This is a genomic window from Neobacillus sp. DHD-1R, from assembly GCF_057747995.1.
The window spans coordinates 1444186-1470848 of the sequence record NZ_CM173232.1 but is presented as its reverse complement, the minus strand read 5'-3'; the positions used below and the strand labels follow the sequence as shown (position 1 = coordinate 1470848).

Genomic DNA, 26663 nt, shown 5'->3' with positions numbered 1-26663 from the left:
AAAATTCCTTGCAATCCTTATTGTTTGCATTCAGAAAAAGAGTATGTAATGAATTCGTTAATCTTTTTTTGCATAGGTCCAGCTGCCTTCCTGGTAAGCTTTTCCCTCTTTTAATAACTTTCCTAAGGCACGCTTAAATGCCCCCTTGCTTAGACCAAAGCGTTCTTGAATCTCTTCCGGCATACTCTTATCACTAAACGGCATTGCACCATTTCTACTCATCAGATATTCGTATATTCTTGCTGCATCGAGATCTTGTGATTCTTCTTTCCGCGCAAGCAATGACACATTAATCGTTCCATCCTCCTTGACGTCAATGATCCGGCCTTCCACCTTTTCACCTAAACGAGGTTCTTCTTGACGCTGGGATTCATGAATAAAACCTTTAAAGCCCTCAATGGTATAAATCCAGCTTCCCACCTTGGCTGTTCGATAAATATGTCCTTGGACATTTTTATTAAAATCTTTCCTTGTCGCTTGGACTGATATGGATTGAATCACTTGATCACTTGCCAACCGTGCATAAAGCAAATAATTGCGGTTCAACCTTAGCGTAACGTAAACTAAATCGCCCACCTTAGGCCAAACAGATTTATGAGCAGGCAGATCATCAGTTCCTAATAAAATATCTTTAGGCAGGCCGATGTTTAAAAAAACACCAATTTTCGGATTTGTATCAGTGACCTTAACCCACGCATACTTCCCTACTGAAATTTCTGGAATTGTCATCGAAGCAGAGGTTCTTCCCTGTGAATCCACATATAAAAAGACCTCGACTTCATCACCTTCTGCAAGTTCTTGCTGTGCTTGATTTATATGCAGCAAAACATCCTCATTACCATCCGTTAAAAAATAGCCAAACTCAGCCTTTCGGGCAACAGTTAAGGTAGTTGGCTGACCAATAAGTTCATTTAAAGACATAATCTAACTCCTCTTTTCTTTCCTCGGAGATTTTTCCTAAAGGTTGTTCGAACTGCTATATTTTACTATAATGTAGCCATAAAGTGAAACTTCAATCAGTGTGGAGGACTTTTTTACCCCCATTGATTAATATCTAAAAATGGAGGGGATGAATATGTCTAAAGACAGTTCATTTGATATTGTATCCAAAGTAGACTTTTCTGAAGTCACAAATGCGATCACACAAACGATGAAAGAAATCGCAACGCGCTACGATTTCAAAGGCAGCAAAAGTGAAGTATCGCTCGAAAAAGAAGAACTTGTGCTTATATCTGATGACGAATATAAGATGGATCAATTAAAGGATGTACTCTTCAGTAAATTAATAAAAAGAGGAGTACCCGTTAAAAATCTCGATTATGGAAAAATTGAAAAAGCATCAGGTGGTACCGTTCGTCAAAAAGCAAAACTTGTCCAAGGGATTGACAAGGAAAATGCAAAAAAAATAAACACCATTATTAAAAACAGCGGAGTAAAGGTGAAAAGTCAGGTTCAGGACGATCAAGTACGAGTAAGTGGTAAAAATCGTGATGATCTGCAAAAAATTATTTCTTTGGTTCGAGAAGCAGATCTCAGCATCGATGTTCAATTTATTAATTACCGATAAAGTGAAACCTCAAACTACAAAGTTTTACTGATTGTTTGGGCGGGTAATAGAAAGGTATAAGGAGAAATCCCTATGCCTTTTTTGTTTGTTTCATAATTTGGCTCTTTTATCTAACACTAATAAGTGAATAAATTTGTGGAGGTTTTAGACAATGAGCAGTTCACAAAGTAAGAAAAAAGTGACCTTTCCGCCCCAACATCAGCAACAACAGCCCGGAGTAGAAAGTGAAATGAATCCTCAACCGATTTCAGTTGACCCTAATTATAAACCAGGTGGAAAATTACAAGGCAAAACAGCCATCATTACGGGTGGAGATAGCGGAATCGGAAAATCTGTTGCCATTTATTTTGCCAAGGAAGGCGCTGATATTGCGATTGTATATTTAGAAGAAAATCAGGATGCCCAGGAAACAAAAAAGCTCATCGAAGCAGAAGGACGCCGCTGCCTTCTTTTTTCTGGTGATATTGGAAATGAAGATATTTGTAAAGAGGTAGTCAATAGCACGATCGCTCAATTTAATAAACTCGATATTCTTGTCAATAATGCAGGCGAGCAGCACCCACAGGAAAGCCTGCTGAATATTACATCGGCACAGCTGGAAAAAACGTTTCGCACAAATATTTTCTCCTATTTTTATATGACAAAAATGGCTTTGCCCTATTTAAAGAAAGGAGCATCCATCATTAACACTGCTTCAATTACAGCATACGAAGGAAATGAACAATTATTAGATTATTCAGCAACTAAGGGGGCCATCGTTTCGTTCACCCGTTCCTTAGCCAAATCTCTTGCTCAACAGGGAATACGTGTGAACGGTGTAGCTCCTGGTCCGATATGGACTCCACTCATTCCATCAACTTTTACGGCTGATCAAGTAGCTACCTTCGGCTCGAACACACCAATGGGTCGTGCCGGGCAGCCGCACGAGCTGGCACCAAGCTACGTTTATCTAGCATCAGAGGACTCCTCTTTTGTTAGCGGACAAATGCTTCACGTAAATGGCGGGACAGTGGTTAATGGATAAGAAAAGCATCGGCGGAAAAGCCGCCGATGCTTTTTATTCTACTTTATTGATTTTTCCTCTTTTGATAATGAAGAAAAGAAAGATAATCGCTAAAATAACTACACTAATCATTACAGCAATATATGAAAATTTAATGCCGCTTTTTTCAGCTAATACATAAATTTCTGAATTATCTCGGTCGACTATAAGGATGTATTGATGATTTCGACTGCGAACAAGATCCCCGCCTAATAAGCCACGGAGCTCTTTGTTATCCTCTAATTGTTTGTCTGTTAAGATCACCTTTTGTGACTTAGTCGAATTGTTTATTGCAATAATCGATGTTTCGCTTTGATAGACACGTTTATAAATTACCATTCCAGCTTGATCATATAGCATTTCTATCGATCCTCTTGTTAAGGAAGGAAGCTTGTTCCTTAATTCGGCAACTTTGGTAATGTAATCGATTAATTCCTTCTCCGTTCGAAAGTTCATTTGCCGGCGGTTATCTGGGACATTTCCACCATTTAACGCAATTTCTGTTCCATAATATACAATAGGTATTCCCGGGGTTGTATAAAGATAGGTTAATGCTGTTTTCCAACGGGAACCTGGAAACTGTCTTTTATCCACAATATCCTTTGTAAATCTTGCTGTATATTCATTATCCAAAAAGGTCGCCATTTTTTCCTCATTTTGCCCGTTATTCGGAGCTGCATGAAGGGTGTTAAATGATTGATTTGTAGTAGCAAAGGCCTTCCTCAATTTATCACTATGGTTATAATCATATAAGCCGTCAATCCCGGCATTTAAATATTTATTTTCATCCATTTTTGTCGTTTCGGTTGGAACGCCTAGTAAGAAGAAGTCCTTGTTTTCCTTCTTTACCGCATTTGAAAAATCATTCCAAAAACTGACAGGAACATGGTTGACCTCCGGCAGGCTATACCCATCGATATCTGTTTGCTTAATCCACCATTTAGCAGCATCAATTAAGTATTTTTTTACCTCTGGATTGTCTTGATTTAGATCAGGCAAACCATTCACCCATCCAGCCTCAAGCTGTTGCTGATTATTAGAATCGTTAATAGACTGTTTTTGATGAAACCAAGCCTTTTTGTTGGAATCATTTACCCATTGGTGGTTGGCTGCTGTATTATTGGTAACAAAATCAATTAAAACCAGCATCTTCCGTTTATGAGCTTCTTTTACAAGTTTTTGAAAGGTTTTAATGGAACCGAAATGCTCGTCTGTTTTATAAAAGTCCTTTACCCAATAGCCATGGTACCCGTTTTTTTCATTATCAACGATAGGCGTTAAACGAATGGCCGTAAACCCCATGTCATGTATGTAATCCAATTTGTCAATAATCCCTTGAAAATCACCGCCATTATAGGCTGACGGATCTTTTGCATTCACATCGAGATCATTTTGAATATCCCCATCGTTAAAGCGGTCAATCATAATAGAGTACACAGATTCGTCCTGCCACTGCCGGCTATCTTTTTTTACAGCTGCATTAGCAGGAAGTGATGAAAATAGGAAAAATACAATAAACAAAAATGTTATTTTTTTCATAGTAGCTTGTCCCCCTCTAAAAAAGGAAGAGGTAGGTTCCCTCTTCCCAATACTCATTTTAATCTAATAAGGTTTTTATTCCAAATTTAAATTTGCTTTTTTTGAAATTTTATCAACTCTTTTTAATTCACTATATTAATGTTGTAATCCTTAAACCATGTGTGAAGCTGCACAAGGTAGGCTAACAATTGCGGGCCTGTCATTAGCTGGCCAAACCATGGTTCCTGGAATGAATTCCCCCCTGACTCTACAATACGTTCTAACTTTTCCTTCTGAAAGAATTCATGCAATATCGAAGACTTATCTTGTAGAATTGTATCCATCCACTCTTGGATAGCCAAGGTATACTGTGGATTATGTGTTTTCGGATATGGGCTTTTCTTTCGGTAAAGGACCTCTTCTGGAAGAATTCCCTCAAATGCTTTACGAAGTAACCCTTTTTCTCTGCCTCCGTACATTTTCATTTCCCATGGGATATTCCACACATATTCAACAAGTCGATGGTCTGCAAATGGGACTCTGACTTCTAGGCTTGCCCCCATGCTCATTCGATCTTTTCGATCAAGTAAAGTAGTCATAAACCAAGTCATATTAATATAAAACACTTCTCTACGCTTTGCCTCTTCTAAACTTTCCCCTTCTAATTTAGGGGTTTCAGCAATAGCCTGGCGATACTGTTCAAGACAATATTCATTCAGTTTTAATTTTTCTTGCCAATGTGGAATCAGTAAATTTTGCCGTTCACTAACAGAACGCATCCAAGGAAAACCCGGGCGCTCTAAGTCTTGTTTCCGATGGAACCATGGGTACCCTCCGAAAATTTCATCCGCACATTCCCCTGATAGACTTACAACAAAATCCTTTTTAATTTCTTTGCAAAACCAAAGTAAGGAGGAATCAATGTCTGCCATCCCAGGAGTATCACGGACATGTGTGGCTTCTAACAAATCATGCACTAATTGGACTTGTGATATGGTCTTGTTATGATGTTGAGTAGCAAAGCGATCCGTCATCATTTGAATAAATTTCCCGTCTGCGTCCGGCTGAAATTCATTTGATGCAAAGTACTGGTCATTTCCTTCATAATCAATGGAATAAGTATGCAATTGGCCTTTTCCTTGTTCTTTAAAACCTTTGGCAGCAATAGCTGTAATGATACTTGAGTCGAGGCCGCCGGATAAGAAAGTGGACAATGGCACATCCGAAACAAGCTGCCTTGTCACAGCATCGGTCACTAAAAAACGGACTTTTTCGGCAGTTTCTTCCACACTTTCCTTATGTTTTTCGCTTTTTACATTCCAATAGCGCCATATTTTCAAGCCATTTTTCGAAAATGTTAAGGCATGGGCTGGTCTAAGTTCTTTTAACCCTTTGAAAACACCTGAACCAGGTACCCTTGATGGACCTGCTCCAAAGATTTCAGCAAGCCCCTCTTGATCAATCTCGGTCTTTATTTCTGGATGGGCAAGGATAGCCTTGATTTCTGAAGCAAAAATAAGACCTTTTTTGTGTTCCGTAAAAAATAATGGTTTTACTCCAAGTCGATCTCGTCCAATAAAGAGATGTTCCTTTTTGGAGTCCCAAATAGCAAAGGCATAGATGCCATTTAAGTAATTTACGCACTCTTCTGCCCATTCTATATAGGCAGATAACAGGACTTCAGTATCAGAATGACCTTTAAAAGAATATCCTTTAGTAAGGAGAATTTTGCGAATATCTTCCGTGTTATATAATTCTCCATTGTAACAAATGGTGTAATCAAACCCCTCTTTATGTTTGGACATTGGCTGTCTCCCCCCTTCAGGGTCGACAACAATTAGCCGCTTATGTCCGAAGCCAACATGTGTACCAGACCAGATGTTGGTTTCGTCAGGACCTCTTTTTGCCAATGTATTCACCATTTTTTTTAAGGTTTCTGTTTCATTTACTATTGCTTTATCAAAATCAACCCAACCAGAGATTCCGCACATTCGCATCTCACTCCCTTACAATTTAAAATACTGAACATTTATTTCATGGTCTATTCTATTCAGCCCAAATAAAATGGTTAATTGTCCTACATCAGATTTGCATAAGTGCATGAACGTAGGCTGTTTTTCTTAATCATTAATTTTTATACTTAATTTTTATAAATAACCAAGTTATAAAATGACAGGAAGATGTCTAAAAAGAGAAATGAAAGCAACTGCGTACGGAGGTTAACGATGAATCGACAACAACGAATAAAACTATATGATTTCCAGCAAAGAGCCTACAATGAAGGAACAGTAGAACAAATCAATGATCAATGGATCTTTTTCGATGAAGAAACAGAAGAAGCTACCATGTTAGATGATTTTGCTCATCAAGAAATTGAGGTTTTCAGGTTAAATCGCTGGAAAAAAGGGATTTTAAACGAACCTGGAAAAATCTTTTGTGGAAAGGAAGCAATCATGCTTCGAGACCACGATACGATTAGAATGAAGAAACATCTAATTTACTCACTCGAAAGACTGTTAGATGGTATCAATGACGATGCTTTTTTCCAGTTTGTTACGACATTAAACTCCCTTAACTTTTCTATTTATGATTGCATCTACTGTTATAACCATCTATCCTTCCTATCGGATGAACATCGGAAAGATGGTGTGAATTTTATGGTGTTTGATAACCAAGAACAAATTTGTAATGTCCAGCATCACTTTTGTTACTACGAAAAGGTCAATGACCGGTTTGAATTCACGTTAAACACCGGAAAACGACTCGTAATTGAAAAAATGATTTCATAAGAAAAGCGTGGTATTTACCACGCTTTCTTTTATATGAAGTTAACTGCCAATGTACTTAGAATACAGCATTTTAGCTTTTACAATATCATGGGTCCCATGAACGAGGACGCGGGCATCTTTAAAGACCACAACAGAGATAGCTTCTTCTATTTTTGGAGTAAAGCGGAGTAAGAATTCATTCCCCTTCACCTGCCCGCTTTTCCTTAGATTCTCTGCCACCTTTCTTAAATTCAATTCCTCCTTTTGCCGTGGATTAATTTGAACGGTATCTCGGCCGCAAAGGCTTGTGTAGGCTAATTGGTGCTCGGAGGTACGGTCTAGAAAATCAAATTGCCCCTTCGCACAAGTAGGACAATTCGGATTTCTCCCCTGCGATATATCCATTTGCATAGTGGAATAATCCCAAATATCAATTTGTTCAAGATTTGGAGTTGGAGCTGCCCCTACTAATAGTTTTATTGTTTCCAATGCTTGAAAGGAGCCAATAATATCGGTTAAGGGTGACAATACACCAACCGTATCGCATGTTTCACCAGTACTAGCTGGAACATGTGGAAAGAGACAACGGTAACAGGGTGTTTCGCCTGGTTTTATTACAGCAAACATCCCTCTTGAACTTACCGCGCCGCCATGCACCCATGGTGTTCCATATTTAACGGCAACATCATTAATTAAAAAACGGGTCATAAAATTATCTGTCCCATCGACGATTACATCAAATTCAGATAATAATTCTTCAGCATTATCAAGATTTAAATCGGCAATCACAGCATCCACTGTAACAGTAGAATTTATTTTAATTAGTCTTTGCTGTGCTGCGACGACCTTGGGAAGATTTAATTCTGCATCTTCTTCATCATATAGCGTTTGTCTCTGCAAATTGGATAGTTCCACCAGGTCCCTGTCAATTAACCTTACGTACCCCACACCTGATCGGACTAGATGGTTGGCAATCACCGTTCCTAATGCACCTGCCCCAACAATGACAACACGCCCTTTTAATATCTTTAATTGCCCTTCTTCCCCAATCTTATTAAAAAGGATTTGTCTTGAATACCGTTCTAAATCATGCATAACTACCTCTTTTCTCCTTTTTCTTAATTGCAAGTTGTTAGGGAAATATTATTTTAATTATATAATATCAAATAATGAACTTTTTTCCTTTATTTAACTATTTTAATTTTAAAAATATTCAAGAAAGTGTATAATAAAATTGGATTAATTATAGGGAAAAATCTCTTATCTCTTTTGACTTGAATAAGAGATTCATATAAAAAAGATCTTTAGAAAGAGGGGAAGACTTTGAATATTGGCGGGTTTAAAAACAAAGAAGTCTTAGTCGATTTAACAAATGGAACTATTGATTACAGAGAGATCAATGAAGACGATGCCAAAAAGTACATAGGCGGTCGTGGTCTTGGTGTCAAATATGTACTAGATAACGGTCCTGAAGTAGAGCCATTATCTGCTGAAAACATTCTATGTTTCATGACAGGTCCTGTTACCGGTACACGTTCATCCATGAGCGGTCGTCTTTGTGTAGTGACAAAATCACCACTCACAGGAACGGTTACGGATTCTCACATTGGTGGATGGACTGCTGCACGTTTAAAGTGGGCAGGCGTTGACAATCTAATTTTCTCAGGAAAATCTGATAAACCCGTTTACCTTTATATTGAAGATGGAAAAGCTGAGCTCCGCGATGCTTCAAATTTATGGGGTACTAGTACAAGAGCATTTATTAAAGCGATGAAAGACCAGTATGGTGAACAGGACCTAAGCGTTATGACGATTGGTCAAGCTGGGGAAAATACCGTTCGGTTTGCATCATTTATTAATGAGCATGACCGTGCTGCCGGCCGTGGAGGAACAGCAGCGGTGGCGGGCTTTAAAAAGTTGAAAGCCATTGTTATTAAAGCAGGCCAAAAAGGAAATATGCCGGTTGCAAAATTAGAAAGTGAATACAAAGAAGCCAATAAAAAAGCTGTTAAAGCCATTCTAGATGGCGGGTTAACTGCACCAAATAAAGGTGGACTCTCCGTTTATGGCACCAACGTGTTAACGAACCTTATTAATGAGGTTGGAGCACTGCCAACGAAAAACTCGCAATTCACATATTGGGAAGAAGCCGAAAAGCACAGCGGTGAATATGTCAACACTCACTTGCGTGTTGCCAATAACACCTGTCATGCCTGCCCGGTCGGCTGTAAGATTGAAGTGGAAGTAAAAGACGGGAAATATAAAACACGGGTGGAAAGTATTGAATTTGAATCTGCTTGGTCACTTGGCTCTAACTGTCTTTTAAGTGATGCGGAAGCTATTTCTTACATGATTGATCAATGTAATGAATATGGTCTTGATACGATTGAACTCGGCCATTGCTTCTCAGTTACAATGGAGGCCTATGAAAAAGGGATTATCTCAGATGAACTAATCTGGGGAGATGCAGATTCCATGATTGAATTGACTAGAAAGATTGCCTTTCGTGAAGGGTTTGGCGGAATTCTTGCTGAAGGTCCTGCGCGCGCAACAGCCTCTTGGGGCGCCCCACAACTTTCTATGTCCGTAAAGGGCCAATCTATTCCTGCTTACGACCCACGTGGTATTCAAGGAATCGGACTTGGTTATGCAACAAGTAACCGAGGCGCCTGTCATTTACGCGGCTATACAGTAGCGAGTGAAATAGCGGGTATCCCTGAACCGACAGATCGTCTTAAACCTGAAGGTAAGGGCGAATTATTAAAAATATTCCAAGATATGCTGGCATTCTCAGATTCTATGAATATTTGTAAGTTCTCTTCATTCTCGGAAAATGCAGAGCATTATGCGGAGCAGTACAGTGGTATGACCGGCATTCCTATGACCGCTGATGATGTCATGAAGGCTGGAGAAAGAATTTATAACTTGGAACGTTATTACAATAATCTTGCCGGTTTTAATAAACGCGAAGATGATTTCCTTCCAAAGCGCTTTACAGAAGAACCTGCATCTGGAAACAGTACTGGTTATGTGAGCCGAATGGATATCATGCTCGAAGAATACTATCAAGTCCGCGGCTGGAAAGATGGTCTTGTACCAGAAGAAAAACTGCGTGAATTAGGCATCATCGACTCTGAAAATCAACTCGTATAATGAATAAGAGATGTCCCAAAAGGGTCTGACCCCACGTTTATCTCTCAATATATAGCCTTCTTTAGAAAAAGATTAGCGCTATGTTGAGGCTGTGGGGTCTGACCCCTTTGTTTTGGGTCATTCTCTTTTTTAACCGCCAATCCGAGTTGTTTTGTATCGATAATTCTTGATAAGCCAAGTGAGTGTTTCCTCATCTTTTGCCATAAAACGTACCATCACAGAATTCACTTTAAAAATGGCCGTAAAAGTAAGCTCTTCTTCCGATAAAATTTGGCCGCTCCAGTCTTCAGCTGTAAAGGTATATGGATAGGTATGCGTCATTTGGTTAGCACCAAGTTCTTCAAAATACATGCCGAGATGTTCTCTAGTGATCCCACGAAACTCCAAATCTCTTATTTCCATTTTACCCTCCAGCAACCGGAGGGAAAAGAGCAAATTGATCCTCTGGTTTCACCTTGGTTTCCAGATTATCGAGGTGGATGATATTCCTTCCATTAATGTACACATGTACAAATGGAAGCAGCTCTTTTTCTACTGTAAATATTTCTTTATATAAGTCAGGAAACATTTCAATCATTTTATCTAAAACATCTATCACCTGTTCCCCATCAGGCTGAACCTCAACTGTTACCCCTCCGCAAATTTGCCGGAGATTTGCAAATACCTTTACGAACACCATGATCCTCTCCTCTCTTCTACCTTTAATAGTAAAACCACGGGCTAAAGTTGTCACGCTCAATATACTATTTTTATAAATAAGAAGGCTGCCCATGGTTTAGTTCCAGGACAGCCTTTATTTAATCAATCAACTACCTATACATTGAAAATCGACATCGGTAATTTTTCAAAGCCTAAATACAAAACAAGCAAAAATGCTATCACAAACTGTATCCAAAAAACAGAGGTTTTTCTGTTATTTGCAGCACGGCTAAGAATCATTTCAAACAATCCGATTACCCACAATCCGACAGCTGCTTTTAAAATATACCAAACATCGATCTTGTATACCATAAAGAGAAGCCCAATTCCAGTTACGATAATAAGCAAATATAATACTCGTAATATCATTTGGATTATTTTAAATCCTTTTGCTTTCCCACTTTTATTTAATGCAAGTGCAACGAAAAATAAAATCAGTGCTAATACCCATGCTGTTACATGACCATGAATCATTTACTTACCTCCTATGTATACTTAATCAAGAATATCTTACCATAGGTATCTTATAATTACGAAAAAAGTGGTTCACTATCGTAAGAAACATTTTTCGATTGATTAGAAAATACTTATTATTGATTTCAACAATAAATAAAATTTGGGCGAATGAATCACATTATACCTGCCTATACATAACATGATATAAGCAAAACGCTGCCCAAGATATTTGTTATTGGGCTGTCTCCAGCTAATCAGTAATCGACGTCAATTGCTGAAATCTGTAATCATAAAGAAGGTGATGTTCATGCCAGCAATTGTTGGGGTTGCCCAAGTGATTTCTCTAGGAAACAGCTCTGTATTCCACATTGGCGATGTGTATAAAATTATGCCCTTTTCTAACGCTAAAACATTTTCTGGAGCGGGTTCCTTTAATACAGGAGAAAGTTTAAATGTTCGTAATAATGTAAGTAATACCAATACGAATGACCCGGATGTCATTGATTCAGCCAATCTCCTAAACTTGTAATAAATAGGTGGTCTAATATGAATTTTTATATTCAGCAGTCCATTCACATTAACTTCATGAAAATTGGCGGTATAACCAATTCCTCCGTCTTGCAAATTGGGAGTGCCGGGATCATTAAACCCCAGGCTAATTTGTATAATACAGGTGGATTTACAGGTCCTGCTCCAGCAGCAGGAAAACCATTTGCAGGGATTCAACCCTCTGGCTTACTTGAAACACCTGCCGTTCCCTTACAAGCACCTGTTAGAGAGGGAACCCTGTAATCTATGACAGAAGTCCATTAATTAACATGTAGAGATCAAAAAAACAGGAATAACGGGCGTAAATAGTGAGGTGATAAAATGTATCAAGATATGAATCAATACCTTCAATGGCTGCAGATGTATATTCAATCGCAAGAGAAACGGATAGTAGCTCTTGAAGAAACTGTCAAAAAGATGTCAGCGGAGATCAAGCAATTAACCGAAAAAAAGTCCATTTATGTAGATAAAATTGAATATAAATTTGATCAATTGAAGGTTGAGACACTTGAGGGGACATTGAATATAGGCTTAAATCCGAACGACTTGTCATCGAGTATCGAGGATTTCGCTGTACAGAATCAATCACTAGATACCCCATTTAGTCCGAAAACGCAAATGCAAAGATCGATGAAAATTGAAGAAGCCATTTATCAATACTTAGAAACAGACTTACCTCAAATTATTGAAGATACCCAAAAAAAGTTAGGCATGGCGCCAGGGGACTCTTTTTTAGCCTTTATCAAAGAGGATATTATCAAACAACTGCCTAATAGGATTGATTATCATCTAAAAGCACAAACAACCCAAAATCCATCTTCTCAACGCAGCTTCGACGTTGAGGCATCCATTATTGAGGCGTTAAAACAGGAAATTCAAAACGGTGTACATGTCTTTTTAAATCATTTGCCTGAACATGTGAAAGGAATGAAGACAGAATGAACTTTGAAGTCTATAACCGAGATCTTTGTGTAGGAACGATTAGAATCACGGGGGTAGCAAGTTCTTCCCTTGTATTGGTTGGTGATACCGAAACCATTCAACTTTCTTCTACCTTTGATACACCAGCAGAATCGTTAATTATTGGACCGTTTGTTCCTTTAGCACCGGAAGGGTCCTAAAGTATGCAACCACGAACTTCCTTTATAGACAATGTTTCCGTTAAGATTGTATCTTTCGCCTCCATTTTACAACTCGGTGATTCCTGCATTATTAACAGCCTCTCTCGTGCACTTGCTGTTCAAAGGGAAGCAGAAACTTTTTACGGGAATGAAGGTAATTTTAATGCCTATCGTGTATTTACCGAACCTATTCCCATTCCACAAATAACTGAACCATTTTCTATCAGAACCCACAATCCCAAACCTTTAATTAAGGTACAAACCATTGATATTATTGGGATGTCCTCTTCTTCCATTCTACATGTTGGGAATAGTAAACATATATCGATGGAGGCTAGGGTAAAGCATATACGCCAGCTTCTGCCACAAGATCAAGAACAAGACATTAGGTAAACGCATATAGTACTATATGAAAATACCTAGAATGTTTATAGAAAAGGATGTTTTTGATGCCCGCGATTCTTGGTCCAGTACAAATTGTTAATGTAGGCGGAGGAATTGTACAATTCGGTGATGCACTTTATATCTCCCCGAAAGCCTCCACGAAAACATATGCCGGCTCTGGTGGATTTAACACCGGTGGACTTATCGTCACGAATACCGGTTTGAGCGGTACCAATGTTCTTGATACGAACCTCATTGATCAGCCTATAGCAGGAAATAATTAAAAAATGACATAAACCATTATTGGTCTATGTCATTTTTTATATCTTTTTCTAATTTTAAAATATGAGCACCATCAAAGAAAAATAAGTATCTCTCCTCAACAGTTCTTTTCCAAATTTGTTCAACAGCCTTCGTGTATAAGTTAATCTGCATTTTATATCGATCTTCAAGAATGGGTTTAGCTTGTTGAAAACCGCCTTTATATCGATCACGAATTCCATCAGATTTGTAGTCAATCAGAACAAGTCCCTTTTCATCCTCAAGGATACAGTCAATAATCCCTTGGACAAAAACAGATTCATCTTCCTCTTTCCAGTTAGGATAAACCTCTTTTGCCGGCAATGAAAGGGTAAAAGGAATTTCTCTGTGAACGGCCTTAGCCTGGAAAAATCGTTGGCCCAAATTCGAATTGAAAAATTGAACAATCAATTTACTATCGATAACCTCAGCTTGTTCGGGAGTTAATAATTCATTGGTAACCATCCACTTTAGTTGTTCTCCAATGGTTTCTTCCGTCACCTTTTCAGTCAAATCTACATGCTGCATCACCATATGCAGGGCCGTCCCGCGCTCAGCAGGACTTAATTGTTTTTCCTGCATAAACTTGGGCCGCTTTAGTATCGATTTTTGAAAGCCGCGGACTAGGTCTGTGCTGCTATGTTCATCGGTCATTTCCCGCGCACGTTTTATTTCCGAAACTGATTGTTTTGAACGATGAATGGCAGCACTTTGGAAGGGATATTCCCATGCTAAGCGGGCATTTATCTCTCCTGCAAAAGTAGATTCAGCTGGCACATGTTCCAATCTCTGAACCTTTTCCATAAAGTGATCCTCTACCGATTCAGCTTCCGATTCTTGTTTTTTGATTTCATCTGCGCTTTTTACAGTAATGCTCCAGGCAGAATGATGTTCAGTGATTTCTGTTGGAACAAACACATTCGTTTCTCCCGAACCCCTTAATTCTCCAGCGTTATGATGACGGACAAGTGCCGGTCCAATCCAATCAATATAACTCATTGCTGAAGCCCGCTCATAATCCTTTAAGAGCCATTCCGTATGGATGGAATAGTCATTCCACTGGTCGATTTTTTTCATTGCATCTTTTAAGGTTGCTGTCATGTATAACTTTTCTTTTGCTCTTGTCATCGCCACATATAAAACACGCATTTCTTCGGCAAGCATTTCCAGTTTCTTTTTTCGCTTAAAAGCGATTTGCGGGAGTGATGGATAGGTAATGCGTTTCTCTGCATTCACATACTTTGCGGCAAACCCAAATTCTTTATCAAGCAAAAAGGGTTTACGAATATCCGTCATATTAAAGTTTCTTGCCATTCCGGCCATAAAGACAACTGGAAATTCCAACCCTTTACTGCTATGGATAGTCATAATCCGAACTACATCTTCTTGCTCACCAAGTGCTCTTGCTGCCCCCAGGTCATCGCCTCTCTCAATCATCCGTTCGATAAACCGTAAAAATCGAAATAACCCTCTGAAAGATGTTAGTTCATATTGACGAGCTCTGTCATATAACGCTCGCAAATTAGCCTGCCTTTGTTTCCCACCTGGGAGACCACCAACAAAATCATAAAATTGGGTGTCGCGGTATAACTGCCAAATTAGCTCTGATAAAGATCCTTGCCTTGCCAAAGAGCGCCAATTGATTAATAAATCATAGAAACTGCGCACTTTTTCATAAAATGATTCTGTTTCTGCTGATTTACTCGTGCAAAAGGCAGATACCGCCTCCCAAAACGAACCACGTTTTCGACTAATCCGGATTTTGGATAATTCTTCCTCATTTAAACCAACAATCGGTGACCTTAACACAGATGCCAGCGGAATATCCTGGAATGGATTATCAATCACCCTAAGAAGTGACAACATAATCGATACTTCTGTTGCTTCAAAATAACCGGTTGATAGATTTGCATAAATAGGAATTCCTTGCTGCTTGAACTCCTCCATGATTTGTGGTGCCCACGTCATTGAGCGGAGAAGAATCACAACATCCCGATACATCATCGGTTTTTGCATTTTTGTTTTGGTATTATAAACGGGTGCACCATTAGCTACTAATTCTTTAATTTTAGCGGCGATCAGTCTCGCCTCAAGCTGTGATTGCTCTAAATCAACCTTATCAAATTCCCCTGCTACTGCTTCTGCTTCTGTTTCCGGGTCTGTCTCAAAAGATGTTTCAACACTTTCAACCTTTTGATCAATCAGCAGCAATTCTACCGGGATCGGAATGGCCTCAGGATAGTCGGCACCGTTTCGCAATTCTGCTGCCTCGTCATATTCTATTTCTCCGACTTTGACACCCATAATTTGTTTAAATAAATAATTTGTTGCATCAAGTACCTCTTTCCTGCTTCTAAAATTACTAGCTAGATCAATTCGAAGTCCTGATGCTTTCCCATCAACGGTAAAACGATTATATTTATCTAAAAAAAGATGGGGTTCGGCTAAACGAAAGCGATAAATCGATTGTTTGACATCCCCAACCATAAACAAGTTGCCGGATTGCTCCTCTCCCTTCGTAACCAGCTTTAATATTGTTTCCTGCACCAAATTCGTGTCTTGGTATTCATCGCAATAAACCTCATTAAAATGGCGTCGGTAAGCAAGGGCCGCTTCTGATGGCAAAAATTCTCCTTCAGCTGTGATGCCTTCTGTCAAAATTCCCAGGCAGTAATGCTCTAAATCGGCATAATCAACCAGACCTTTTTCTCTTTTTACTTTTTCAAACCGTGTGGAAAATTCTTTCACAAGGTAAATGAGCGTTTCAATTAATGGGCGCATCTCTACCATATCCCGTAAAAAGCTCTCTGGTTTACGGAAAAATAGTTCTTCCCTAATATCTTGGATTTTTTTCTTAGCTTTGTCCCGCAGCTTCTGAGCTTTCTCAGTTAGTAATTTATCATAATGATCCCCTTTAACTTGTTTAGCTCTTGAAAAAGACCATGTTTGCATAGCCTGATAAAGGGTAGCCCATGAATCCTTCTGCGCCAACATAAGAGTATCAATGACCTGTAGATCTTCTATAAAGTTTTCTGCTCTTGGTGCCGGACCATTAGGTAATTTAGTGAGTTCGAGCCCTTGTTTAATCATTTCCTGTGCAGCTTCTAATTGCAGTTCAATATCAAAAAGCAGGGCCTGTATAAAAGGCAGTTCCTCTATAGCAGTCACATTTTCTACATCATACATGGAAACAATCGAATGTAAATAGTTTTCTGGGAGCGGATTGGACTGTGCAAAATCGTAAATAGAACGGATGATATCCATCAACGCTGCATCGCTGCGATCATTTGTGAACGAATCTACTAAATTAAAAAATGCATCATTATCTTTCTTGCCATACTCGTCTTCAAACAGTTCATCCATTATTTCGTCTCTAATCAATTGGGCCTCTGTTTCATCCGCAATACGGAATCCTGGATCAATATCAATTAAATAATAGTATTTACGGATGACTTCCATACAAAAGGAGTGCAGGGTAGAGATAGAAGCCTTATTTAATAAACTAAGCTGTTTGCGTAAATGCCGTGATTCTGGATCATGATCGATGGCCTTTTCCAAGGCTTCACCGATCCGATGCCGCATCTCTGCTGCGGAAGCATTGGTAAACGTTACAACTAGCAGTTCATCGACATCAATCGGATTTTCCCTAGACAATATTTTTTGAATAATCCTTTCTACAAGGACAGCTGTTTTCCCAGAACCAGCTGCTGCGGCAACAAGGATATCTTTATCCCTGGCCACAATCGCTTTCCACTGGTCGTCTGTCCAGGTCACACCCTCTGGTTTCACTGGGATAATGAAATCATTCATGTTCCTTGTCCTCCTTTTTGATTAATTTTAAAACTTCTTCTTTTGAATGTGGTGTGAGCATTCTAAATTGATTATTTTCTATTGATTCATCAAATTGACATACAGATTTATAGGAACAAAATGTACATGGAATTTTATCCTTTAATTTATATGGGGCAATATCGATTTGACCGCTGACAATGGCATTTCCGGTTTTCTGATATTGCTCGCGAACATGGTTCCTTAGATTATCAAATTCTTCTAAACTGGCTATTTTGGATTTTTTTGATAAATTTCCATCTTTTTTAATTCCAGCAGCAACAATTTGTGAATCACCGGATTCTAGCGTCTGGTCCATCAGTTGAATGACCTTTTGGTCACTGAGCATTAAACCATTCATTTTAAACTTCTTCATTATTTCGTTTTCGATTTCATCGATAGTCAGCATTTTCTTCGTATTGATAAATGGATTATGAACATGGAAATATAGGACACCTGCCGGACTCGCCTTCATCTCCACTAATTTATTAGAATGGGTCATGACAATATCAAGATAGGTCAGCATTTGCAGGGCAAGGCCATAATAAACCTCGGTTAAATTGACATCCTTTTCACTTGATTTATAGTCAATCACCCTTAAGAAGACACTATCATCTTCAGCTTTTGCTTTATCGACCCTATCAATCCGCCCTGCTAATTCCATTCTTTTTCCATTTTTTAATGAAAAAGTTAACGGGGGCAGCTCTCCTTTCGGCCCAAAGCCCAATTCTAATCCGATCGGCGAGAACCCACTTACTTTTGCATGCTCACTCAATACAAGCGAGGCCCTGGTAATGATTTGCTCTAATTTTCTCTGGATATAATGATGTCGTTCGGAGCTCAATAATATTTCGTTTTGTAGTTTTGGTGCTAATGTCCTGACAGCTTCTTTTGAAAGTACCTCACATTGTTGCCGTGTTAATTCAGCCCAGGACAGGTTCTGTTCATTAACAACATCTGCAATCTGTTTTAAGGCTGCATGGAATAGTTCACCAATGTCAGGTGCCTCCAAGCGAAAAACGGACCGTTCACGCAGCTTGAGTCCATGCTGAGCAAAATGTGAAAAAGCACAGCCATTGTACAATTCCATTCTTGAAACACTCGCCTGAATGGTTTCACCATACAAAGCATCCGCCACCTCTTGAGATAACTGGACAGTCCCATTTAAATAAAAAAGACTCGAAAACACCTTTTGTGCCTTGTTTTTCCACGAACTCTTTAGATAGTAGTTATACACATCCCACCATACATTGGAGATAGGATAATTTCTCTTTTTCCATTGAAGTTGACCGTTTAGATAGGACAATGTTGTCCTAAAATTAGAAACAAAACGTAACTGTTCGGTTTCGTCTATTTCTAAAGGATCTGTAACATAATACGCTTCAACGGCATCGGGAAACATATCCTTAAGACGCTTAATGTAGGAGGAAGGAATCAATGCTTTTCCTTCATCATTGGCAAGTGGATAACTAATATAAAGCTTGTCCGACGGTGCCGTAAATGCTTTATAAGCAAGAAAGTTTTCATCTAGAAGGCGTGTCCGGCTGCTTGGTGCAACATTCATACCCGCAGCTAATAAGAGTTCCCGGTCTTCATCAGCGAGAATCCCCTCATCTGAAATTTTAGCTGGCAATACCCCCTCATTGACTCCGATAACAAAAACAATTCTGATATCATTCAGCCTTGATTTTTCTAAATCACCAATTAGGACTTGGTCGAGTGCAGGAGGGATAAGTGAAAAATGTAACGATTCAAAACCTGCTTCTAAGATAGCAGCAAATGCCTTTACTGTGACTTCCTCTTCCCCAAGAATTTCATCATATTGGTCAAGAAGATCAATGACTGCATTCCACACTTGTTCATGCTCACGCATTCTGACAAGATTGCCGTTTTCTTCGGCTGCTATTTTCCACTTTTCAAGCTTCTCGGGAATATCTAATTCTTCTAAATATAAATAGATGGCCTCACAAAATTTTCGCCCTGTATCTGCTTTTTTCAGTCTTCTAGACAGGCGTAACATAGGCGCAGATACCATTAGCTTTAATTCATTTAATTCTTGCTCCATCTCTTTTTCTGCATCCGTTTGAGCATTTCCAGCTAACTCCATCCCTCTTATTCGTCGATAAACCCAGCGCTCCTTTTTCGTCCATTTACTGCCGTTGATCCCGTAGGCTAAACAGTAATTTTCAAGGAGATCCATCTTTTCGCGCATTTTATATGGATTTTCTTGAAGGGGATATAGTAATTCTGTTTTTATTGCTCTAAATACTGGTTCATAGCGCCAAAACGAATTAATCACTTCAAGACTAGAACGGATTAACTCAATGAGCGGGTGATTGAGCATCGTCCTTTTCTGATCGATAAAAAATGGAATTTGATAATCAGTAAAAACTGGTTCAATAATTTCATGGTATTCCCCACCATTTCTGATAAGCAATGCGATATCTCTGTAACGGTACTCACTTGTCCGGACGACATCGCGAATTTCTTGCGCAATCCCCTCAATTTCCGCTCTTCGATTTGCAGCCTGGTTAATGTGAATGTCCGTTGTACCGTGAAAAGCGACGGTTGGGCGCATATCAAACTTTTCCTCTAAATGACGTAAGGAAGGTTGATTCCATTTTTGTTGGTCTCTTAAAATGATAGGCTGTTCTAATTTAATGGAGTTGACTCTGGCTAAATCATAAATATTGTAGCAGGTCTCACTTGACGCCCGGAACAAGTCGAGTTCGTCAGGGGCTGCATCAGTAAATAATTTTTCCGCAGTAAATGCCAGAGACACTCTTTTACATTGCTTCATTAATTCCCCTATGACACGATATTCCTGTGGTGTGAAGCTATAAAATCCATCGATATAAATTTCTGTCTCTTTCAGATAAGAAGAGGATGAAATTTTCTCTGCTAAGAGGTGAAAATAATCCTCTGAGTCTATATATTTACCAAAAATTTCATCCTCAAAATTCTTATAAATGATTTCTAAGTCTTTTAATTTATCTTGTAAGGCTTTTGACTCTCCATCGTCTCCTGTGCCAAGCTGTATAGATTCTTGGGTCAGGTCTTCGGGTCTAAGGCAGTATCGCTTGAATTCTACAATCATTTGTTCTAGTTGCTGAACAAAACCATTCTTATCGGCCGCCCGTTGAAAAATCCTTAAATTGTCTTTCTGTTCGTCAATGATTTTTCGAATTAACATATTCATGCCGACACTGCTTAAATGCATACGGCTAATCCCACCTGTTTCTTGGAGGATTCGCCATGCTAAACGGGAAAAGCTGAATACCTGGGCCCGAATCATTCCACCAATGCTAGAGTCAGTTGCCAAGCTATATTCTGTTAAAAACGTCATCTGCTCTGGCACAATATATATAATCGGTGTACCCTCTGGATTTTCCATTAACTGACCTCGTATTTCATCAAGAAACATAGCAGTTTTGCCGCTTCCTGATCGCCCGATTATCATTCTTAATGACATAGGTATACCTCTCTTTCATACAAATCAATCGATGCTTTATTTCTGTGGCGCTCCGCACCTGTTCCATAAAACTTTGTATCTTTCATTTTACCATAAAAAGAGTACAAACGTTTGGATATAGTTAGGATGTTTAAAACCAAAGCTGGAAATTATTATACAAAAAGCGTAAGCGCCCTGGTCAGCCGCTAGGGCGCTGGAGCTGGACAATTTTCGAAGATTTTTATACTTTCTAATCTAATAAAAAAAAGAGCATGTCCAAAACAAAGGGTCAGGCCCTTGTACGACATCCTCTGTTAACGGAACATAATTAAAAATGTACATCCATTTCATTTAATGGCCAATAGCGTAAATCTACTTTGCCCACTACTTGACTAGCAGAGATGAATCCGAATTGTCGGCTATCCCAACTCCCTAATCGATTATCACCGAGCACAAATAATTTTCCTTCCGGAACAGTATTTTCACCGGTAATTTCCTTCAAACTAAAATCTCCGGTTATTTTCATTCCTGGCGATTTCCGCTTATAAACGTCTAAAAACGGCTCCTCAAATTTCTGTCCATTAATATATAACTGATCTTCCCGATATTCAATTTTATCACCGGGGAGGCCGATAATACGCTTTACAAAATCTTCTTTAGCATTGGCATGAAATACAATGACATCAAATCGATTCAACTCTCCCACTTGGTACCCAAGCTTATTGACAACGAGCTTATTCCCATCCTGAAGAGTCGGCATCATTGATTCGCCTTCGACAATATAATTAGAAAAGAAAAATGTACGAATAAAAGCAAAGATAATGATTCCAATGGCAAATGCCTTAACCCATTCCAACCCTTCTTTTTTCCACTCAATCTTCATTGAAGCTCCTCCATTTCTCCTTCTCTGTATGTCTATCTATTTCACCATTATGGTCATTTTCCATACGCTTATTCATTCTTACTTCAATTCTTTTTCCTACAAACCAAAGAATAAAAATAACAAGCAAAACAATGGCTGTTCGAAATGGTTTTGTTATCAATGAATGGAGATCATAGCCGATAAAGCTAATCGTAAAAATCATCACCATTTTTCCGATACATACTGCCAGCATATATTGGGCAAATTTGATTTTTGAAAGACCAGCGACAATGTTTACAACTGCCGATGGAGTGAATGGAAAACATAATAGTAAAAAAAGGGGGCCAAACCCATGACGGTCCACCCAATCCATTAGCTTGAGAACCTTTGGGTGCTTGGGCAAAAAAGATAATAACCGTTCTTGCCCATACCTTCTAATTAGCCAAAAAACAAGGCCGGCCCCGATACAGGCCCCAAGCCATGAATATAAAAATCCTAACCAAAGTCCAAAGGCACTGGCATTTGCCATGACAAATACAAACAAAGGAAGAAACGGCAAAAATGCTTCAATGATAATTAACAATATGCCTGGGAGGGGTCCAAGTGCTCGATATTCTTGGATGAGTCTCATAACATGTTCAAGTGTAAACCAAGCTTTCAATGATTCCAAATCCATCCCGCTTTCTCCTTTATATTATTTCTCTGTTTTTATTTTGTAATAAATTGATGGAGTGCCTCCCTATTTTTATCGACATCGATATCTAGAACGGCTCCTTCTCCTTTTATTGTTGGCTCCGTAAAGCTATTTTCAATGGGAATTCGGAACGTTTCCATGGTCCCGCGTTTATCGGAAAGGAAATCCTTTCCCATAAAGATCAAATCTGAAGTGCTCATGTTTGTATTAACATAGGGACTGACAACACCAATAAGTTTGGGGAGCTTGGCGATAGTTTGAAAACCACTCAATTGATCCCTAATCGCATTAACTGCTTTCTGTTGTCGTTCAACCCTGCCGAAGTCGGACATAGCATCATGACGGAAGCGGACATACCCAAGCATCTGCGTACCATTCAGCCTTTGCAGTCCTGGTTCGATCGTCATATAAATATTTTTTTCCATTCTTTTCTCTACATCTATCTCTACACCGTTTGGAAATGCTTCATCAATCAGTTGAACAAAACCTTGAAAATCAACGATGGCGTAGTATTGTAAATCAATATCAAAGTTCTCTTTAATGGTCTGCCGCATTAATTCAGGGCCCCCTCGTGCGAAAGCTGAATTAATCTTATGCTTGCCGTGCCCAGGGATTTCCACATAGCTGTCCCTCATAATCGAAGTTAATTTGAAGGTCCCTTTGTCTTCATTATAATGGGCTATCATAATGGTGTCGGCACGGGACTGTTCCTTTCCCCTCGCATCACTTCCCAGCAATAGAACATTAGTGTCGCCATATTGATCCTTTTGTCCTTCAAAGGCATAGACAACATTTGTTTCTTTATTATCCTTAACTAATTTCTTTAATGATTGATTAACTCCTTGTTTATATTGAAAATATGCATAACCTACCACTGCAGCGAACAGTACCACAAGTAAAAGCAAAATGGACGGCCATCTTCTCTTTTTCTTTTTATGATGTCTATCAGCTCTCATGTTTTATCACCCATTCGTCCATGTTTTTAGTCTCAACTATATATGACTGTATTTTCTTTAATTAGGTTTCCTCATTTAATTCATTTTTCCCTATCAAATATCCTTCTATTAATAAAAACTTTCTCATACCTTATCGTTATTTTGCAACAAAGAAAGCTCGCCATTTGACGAGCTTTTTCAATTTCATGCTCTATTGCTTTTGTTGTTCCTTTTTTGTAAAATAAAGAGGAACGTTTGTTCGATAATAATAAAAGGAAGATGATGGTATCATGACAAGAATTCCAGAGAAGGACCGGGACATAATGGAAAAGGCGATTTACTTACCGATGGTTCTCATTATCTTAAACCGAGATTTAGCCGTTGTGGAAAATAGCCCCTTTAAATTAAAAAAACCTTATTTGAATTTAATTGAAGATACAATGAAGGAAATACAGCGGGAATTAGCTGAGGTAAAGCACTATATGAAAAAGAATAAGCTCCAAGTTATTGAAACAAAACGGGACGATGCTTTTACGATGTACATGTTTATATATAAAGGCTATGAAGAGAACCATAATTACTTTAATCCAAGGATTCGCAATAAAGTCCAGGAATTAATGGAAGGTTATTTAATAAAAAATACTCCTCCAAATAAAAATTAGGTTTACGAAACCACTAGTTCGAATCATTTAAATAGCATTCAATACTTTCCGAGGCCTTTGACGATTTTGGTCCATGCATTAAATAAAATAACTTTTTCTTGTTATATTCTACTCTTTGCATTAGCTTCAATTGTAAGTAAGAAGTTCTTAGCATCTGGGAATTAAACGTATTATAGGAAACCGGAAAGATGTGAGATTGGTTATTGCGGAAGATGACCAGCGTTTCACTCGCTGAGACTCGCCGATAATCCTTAATGTGTTCAAAGAAGAACCAAATACACTTAGGATTGTCTGGTGAAGCCGTACAGAAAGCGTAAATATTGCTAATTGGTTCAATAACTATGGGGAGTTTTCTTGAGTAATCAATTAATAGTCTTGTCCCTTTCCTTCTGCTCTCGTAATCTACACCATAATACGCGCAGCCTTTTTGGATAATACTGATCGGCTTAACAGGACACAGTAGTTCATCATCGACTTCACGAATGAGGGAATAGATTTTATTTCCATATTCCATCGGTTTAATATACAACGTACAGGAATTTACGATATACTCACCAATTTGCTTATCAGCCAACAACATTCACTCCTTTTTATATTTAATCTACCATATCTTACCACTTTTACTTTTTTATACCCTCATTTTTTTGAATTGTTCCTAATTTATTCACAAATTAGTCTGTCAAGAAAAATTGTTGTCAGAAAATTATAAATAAGATTGATATTATAAAAAAAACTCCATATAATTAAAAAAAGCATCAGGGGTGGTTTTTATGAATGAAAAATCATACACAGAGTTAATGAAAATTGGTGCCATGAAGCGAGCTCGAATGAAAGAGAACTTCGTCCAGGATTTATACATCGACATGCTTTTGTCTGAAATCCAGTTAACGATTGAAAAGGAAAAATTATTAAAAAGGATTGATTTGGCCATTGACCAACGGGACAAAAAAACATTTCATGATTTGTCTAGTGAGCTAAAAAAAATTAATAAACGTTTCGGAACTTAACCTTTTGAACCGCCGCATTTGGCGGTTTTTTATTAGAAAAGCGGAAGCGCCCTGGTCAGCGGCGTATGGCCTGGAGCGCTCCAACTGAGATAAAGGAAACACGAAGAGCCGGAGGCGCATTCGTGCTTGACTTATCGTAGGGCGGAGAGCGAAGGACACTAGCCGGTAGGGCGCTGGAGCTGGACAATTCTCGAAGCCAAACCTTATAAATTCTTAAAGTACAAAAAGGGATATCTCCAAAGGGTCAAACCCTTTGGAGATATCCTTTTTCATTTATTGATGACGATGGGTAATTTCATATTCCTCGAGTACGGAAATCCGATCAAGCATAGAAGGATGTGTATACCGAAAAATTTTCACTAATAGCGGCGGGTTCACTTCACTTAATCCGGAACGAGTTAATTCTTGAAAAGAAGTAATGGCCGCTTCCGGGTTTTTGGTCATCTCAATAGCATATTTATCAGCTCTTGTTTCCTCATAGCGGGATATTAGATTTGTAAACGGGCTGGCGGCAAACAAAAGCATTGACAGAATCATAAAAAATAACGGAAGTGAGCGAATACTTCTTACATCCTCTATTTTTAATTCCTTCCCAAACCGTCGTACTGCCCAGTTCATTAACCTATAGGTTAAATACAGTCCCAGTAGTGACATAATCAAGTAGACCGCAATTCCAAAATAAATATGTTTTTCAACATAATGACACATTTCATGGGCCATGATGAAAAGTATTTGGTTATCATTTAACCGATTTAAGGTCGTATCCCAGAGTACTATTCTGGCATTAGAACCAATACCTGAAACATAAGCATTTAACGAGTTAGTTTTATCAGCCATATTCACTTCAAAAACATGCTGAGCCGGTATTTCAGCCTTATCAGCGAGAGCCAAGATTTTCGTTTCCAATTCCTGATTTTTCAAGGGATAAAAGTCATTGTATAATGGGTCAATGACCACTGGCTGCAAGAACATCATAAACAAAGTAAATGGAATGGATAACAGCCAGCCATAAAGCCACCAGCGCTTTTGGCTTTTCTTCATTAGCCAATATAAGACGGGTACAATAATTAACCATGTTGCATAATTAATCCAATAGTCTATTAACTCATCCTTCATCCAAGACGCGAAGGTTTGCGTGGAAATATGATAGGTTTTTGAAAGAGAGTAACTAATAAAGTTTAAAGGAAATGTCGCTATGAATGCAAAAAAGGATAACCAAATCAAATAAATTGCCATTTGCAGCAGCCTATACTTTGAAGAATGATCTGCCCAGCGCTTAAACGCCTTTGAAAAGCCAAATAATAGAATGAGAAAATAGAAAAGCCATTCAAACGGAGTTGATAAAAAAAACAATAGGTTCCTGATTTTTGAATACTCCTCGCTCAAGCTTAGTTCTCTTCCATTAAGAAACGTTGACGGGTCAGCCTTTGAGCCTTGATATTCAAAAGGTAAAGCAGTATCGGCAAAGTAAAATAAATACCAATAAAAAAACAATCCATATAGACAAAAGGCCAAAACCGCATAGACCCCCATTTTTCTTACCATGATTTTGTCCCCCTTTTTGTACAGCCTCTATACCTAGTTTAGTTAAAAAGGACAGATTTAGAACCCATAAAAATAAAAAGACAGGACAAACCAAACTTGAATCATATAAACATAACTATTAG

The 26663-nt window shown here is 38.6% G+C and carries 26 protein-coding genes; 12 read left to right on the top strand and 14 right to left on the bottom strand.

All coding sequences use genetic code 11. From position 1 onward, the window contains the following. Positions 1-57 precede the first annotated feature (57 nt). Complete coding sequence (locus AC3ANL_RS06985; RefSeq protein ID WP_488328511.1) at positions 58-921, bottom strand: CvfB family protein; 864 nt, start codon at positions 919-921, stop codon at positions 58-60. Between the two features lie 154 nt (positions 922-1075). Here AC3ANL_RS06985 and AC3ANL_RS06980 point away from each other — a divergent pair, with 154 nt between their 5' ends. Beyond that, positions 1076-1567 carry a YajQ family cyclic di-GMP-binding protein gene (locus AC3ANL_RS06980; protein WP_488328510.1) on the top strand — a complete coding sequence of 164 codons (492 nt, stop codon included), beginning with the start codon at positions 1076-1078 and terminating at the stop codon, positions 1565-1567. Between the two features lie 151 nt (positions 1568-1718). Further along, on the top strand, positions 1719-2591 hold the full coding sequence (locus tag AC3ANL_RS06975) for an SDR family oxidoreductase (RefSeq protein ID WP_488328509.1): 873 nt from the start codon (positions 1719-1721) through the stop codon (positions 2589-2591). A gap of 33 nt (positions 2592-2624) precedes the next feature. Here the strand turns inward: AC3ANL_RS06975 and AC3ANL_RS06970 are convergent, their stop codons facing one another. Together AC3ANL_RS06970 and asnB are read right to left on the bottom strand one after the other, a co-directional pair. Beyond that, positions 2625-4148: an alpha-amylase family glycosyl hydrolase gene (locus AC3ANL_RS06970; protein ID WP_488328508.1), complete on the bottom strand. Its 1524-nt coding sequence runs from the start codon at positions 4146-4148 to the stop codon at positions 2625-2627. Positions 4149-4270: 122 nt separating this feature from the next. Next, positions 4271-6118, bottom strand: coding sequence for an asparagine synthase (glutamine-hydrolyzing) (gene asnB / locus AC3ANL_RS06965; protein WP_488328507.1), 1848 nt, complete (start codon positions 6116-6118; stop codon positions 4271-4273). Between the two features lie 234 nt (positions 6119-6352). Here asnB and AC3ANL_RS06960 point away from each other — a divergent pair, with 234 nt between their 5' ends. After that, positions 6353-6916 carry a DUF2777 domain-containing protein gene (locus tag AC3ANL_RS06960; protein WP_488328506.1) on the top strand — a complete coding sequence of 188 codons (564 nt, stop codon included), beginning with the start codon at positions 6353-6355 and terminating at the stop codon, positions 6914-6916. A gap of 39 nt (positions 6917-6955) precedes the next feature. On the opposite strand, the gene AC3ANL_RS06955 is transcribed toward AC3ANL_RS06960, so the two are convergent. After that, complete coding sequence (locus tag AC3ANL_RS06955; RefSeq protein WP_488328505.1) at positions 6956-7990, bottom strand: ThiF family adenylyltransferase; 1035 nt, start codon at positions 7988-7990, stop codon at positions 6956-6958. Positions 7991-8218: 228 nt separating this feature from the next. Here AC3ANL_RS06955 and AC3ANL_RS06950 point away from each other — a divergent pair, with 228 nt between their 5' ends. Then, complete coding sequence (locus tag AC3ANL_RS06950; protein ID WP_488328504.1) at positions 8219-10048, top strand: aldehyde ferredoxin oxidoreductase family protein; 1830 nt, start codon at positions 8219-8221, stop codon at positions 10046-10048. Positions 10049-10177: 129 nt separating this feature from the next. Here AC3ANL_RS06950 and AC3ANL_RS06945 read toward each other — a convergent pair whose 3' ends face one another. From AC3ANL_RS06945 to AC3ANL_RS06935, 3 genes are all read right to left on the bottom strand, one after another. Beyond that, a complete protein-coding gene (locus tag AC3ANL_RS06945; protein WP_488328503.1) occupies positions 10178-10450 on the bottom strand; it encodes a MoaD-like domain-containing protein in 273 nt (90 codons plus the stop codon). A 1-nt stretch (position 10451) separates the two neighbouring features. Then, positions 10452-10724 carry a ubiquitin-like small modifier protein 1 gene (locus AC3ANL_RS06940; protein WP_488329677.1) on the bottom strand — a complete coding sequence of 91 codons (273 nt, stop codon included), beginning with the start codon at positions 10722-10724 and terminating at the stop codon, positions 10452-10454. A gap of 137 nt (positions 10725-10861) precedes the next feature. Beyond that, a complete protein-coding gene (locus tag AC3ANL_RS06935) occupies positions 10862-11221 on the bottom strand; it encodes a YisL family protein (protein ID WP_488328502.1) in 360 nt (119 codons plus the stop codon). 289 nt (positions 11222-11510) lie between these two features. Between AC3ANL_RS06935 and AC3ANL_RS06930 the strand changes: the two genes are divergently transcribed. The 6 genes from AC3ANL_RS06930 to AC3ANL_RS06905 all read left to right on the top strand — a co-directional run bounded on the left by AC3ANL_RS06930 (position 11511) and on the right by AC3ANL_RS06905 (position 13541). Continuing rightward, positions 11511-11732 (top strand): spore germination protein, encoded by a 222-nt coding sequence (locus tag AC3ANL_RS06930; protein WP_488328501.1) that lies wholly within the window; start codon positions 11511-11513, stop codon positions 11730-11732. A 17-nt stretch (positions 11733-11749) separates the two neighbouring features. Next, positions 11750-11995, top strand: coding sequence for a spore germination protein GerPB (locus AC3ANL_RS06925; protein WP_488328500.1), 246 nt, complete (start codon positions 11750-11752; stop codon positions 11993-11995). A gap of 78 nt (positions 11996-12073) precedes the next feature. Next, positions 12074-12694, top strand: a complete 621-nt coding sequence (gene gerPC, locus AC3ANL_RS06920) for a spore germination protein GerPC (RefSeq protein ID WP_488328499.1) — start codon at positions 12074-12076, stop codon at positions 12692-12694. Further along, complete coding sequence (locus AC3ANL_RS06915) at positions 12691-12873, top strand: spore gernimation protein GerPD (protein WP_488328498.1); 183 nt, start codon at positions 12691-12693, stop codon at positions 12871-12873. Before gerPC ends, AC3ANL_RS06915 begins: the two co-directional genes overlap by 4 nt. Positions 12874-12876: 3 nt before the next feature. Continuing rightward, positions 12877-13266, top strand: a complete 390-nt coding sequence (locus AC3ANL_RS06910; RefSeq protein WP_488328497.1) for a spore germination protein GerPE — start codon at positions 12877-12879, stop codon at positions 13264-13266. 56 nt (positions 13267-13322) lie between these two features. Next, positions 13323-13541 (top strand): spore germination protein, encoded by a 219-nt coding sequence (locus AC3ANL_RS06905; RefSeq protein WP_488328496.1) that lies wholly within the window; start codon positions 13323-13325, stop codon positions 13539-13541. Positions 13542-13557: 16 nt separating this feature from the next. On the opposite strand, the gene addA is transcribed toward AC3ANL_RS06905, so the two are convergent. From addA to AC3ANL_RS06880, 5 genes are all read right to left on the bottom strand, one after another. Then, the gene (gene addA / locus AC3ANL_RS06900) at positions 13558-17367 is read right to left on the bottom strand and encodes a helicase-exonuclease AddAB subunit AddA (RefSeq protein ID WP_488328495.1); all 3810 of its coding nucleotides are present in this window, start codon (positions 17365-17367) and stop codon (positions 13558-13560) included. Further along, entirely contained in the window at positions 17360-20857 is a 3498-nt protein-coding gene (addB, locus tag AC3ANL_RS06895; RefSeq protein ID WP_488328494.1) for a helicase-exonuclease AddAB subunit AddB, read from the bottom strand. The genes addA and addB overlap by 8 nt, the downstream gene beginning before the upstream one ends. Positions 20858-21164: 307 nt before the next feature. Beyond that, entirely contained in the window at positions 21165-21719 is a 555-nt protein-coding gene (gene lepB, locus AC3ANL_RS06890) for a signal peptidase I (RefSeq protein WP_488328493.1), read from the bottom strand. Continuing rightward, on the bottom strand, positions 21709-22374 hold the full coding sequence (locus AC3ANL_RS06885; protein ID WP_488328492.1) for a TVP38/TMEM64 family protein: 666 nt from the start codon (positions 22372-22374) through the stop codon (positions 21709-21711). Before AC3ANL_RS06885 ends, lepB begins: the two co-directional genes overlap by 11 nt. A 32-nt stretch (positions 22375-22406) precedes the next feature. Beyond that, positions 22407-23348 (bottom strand): LCP family protein, encoded by a 942-nt coding sequence (locus AC3ANL_RS06880; protein ID WP_488328491.1) that lies wholly within the window; start codon positions 23346-23348, stop codon positions 22407-22409. Positions 23349-23617: 269 nt separating this feature from the next. On the opposite strand from AC3ANL_RS06880, the gene AC3ANL_RS06875 reads away from it, so the two are divergent. Beyond that, the gene (locus tag AC3ANL_RS06875) at positions 23618-23989 is read left to right on the top strand and encodes a YhjD family protein (protein WP_488328490.1); all 372 of its coding nucleotides are present in this window, start codon (positions 23618-23620) and stop codon (positions 23987-23989) included. A 13-nt stretch (positions 23990-24002) separates the two neighbouring features. On the opposite strand, the gene AC3ANL_RS06870 is transcribed toward AC3ANL_RS06875, so the two are convergent. Next, positions 24003-24563 (bottom strand): competence protein ComK, encoded by a 561-nt coding sequence (locus tag AC3ANL_RS06870; protein ID WP_488328489.1) that lies wholly within the window; start codon positions 24561-24563, stop codon positions 24003-24005. 196 nt (positions 24564-24759) lie between these two features. On the opposite strand from AC3ANL_RS06870, the gene AC3ANL_RS06865 reads away from it, so the two are divergent. Continuing rightward, on the top strand, positions 24760-24996 hold the full coding sequence (locus AC3ANL_RS06865; protein WP_488328488.1) for an IDEAL domain-containing protein: 237 nt from the start codon (positions 24760-24762) through the stop codon (positions 24994-24996). A gap of 273 nt (positions 24997-25269) precedes the next feature. Here the strand turns inward: AC3ANL_RS06865 and AC3ANL_RS06860 are convergent, their stop codons facing one another. Continuing rightward, entirely contained in the window at positions 25270-26541 is a 1272-nt protein-coding gene (locus AC3ANL_RS06860; RefSeq protein ID WP_488328487.1) for a M48 family metallopeptidase, read from the bottom strand. Positions 26542-26663: the final 122 nt, after the last annotated feature.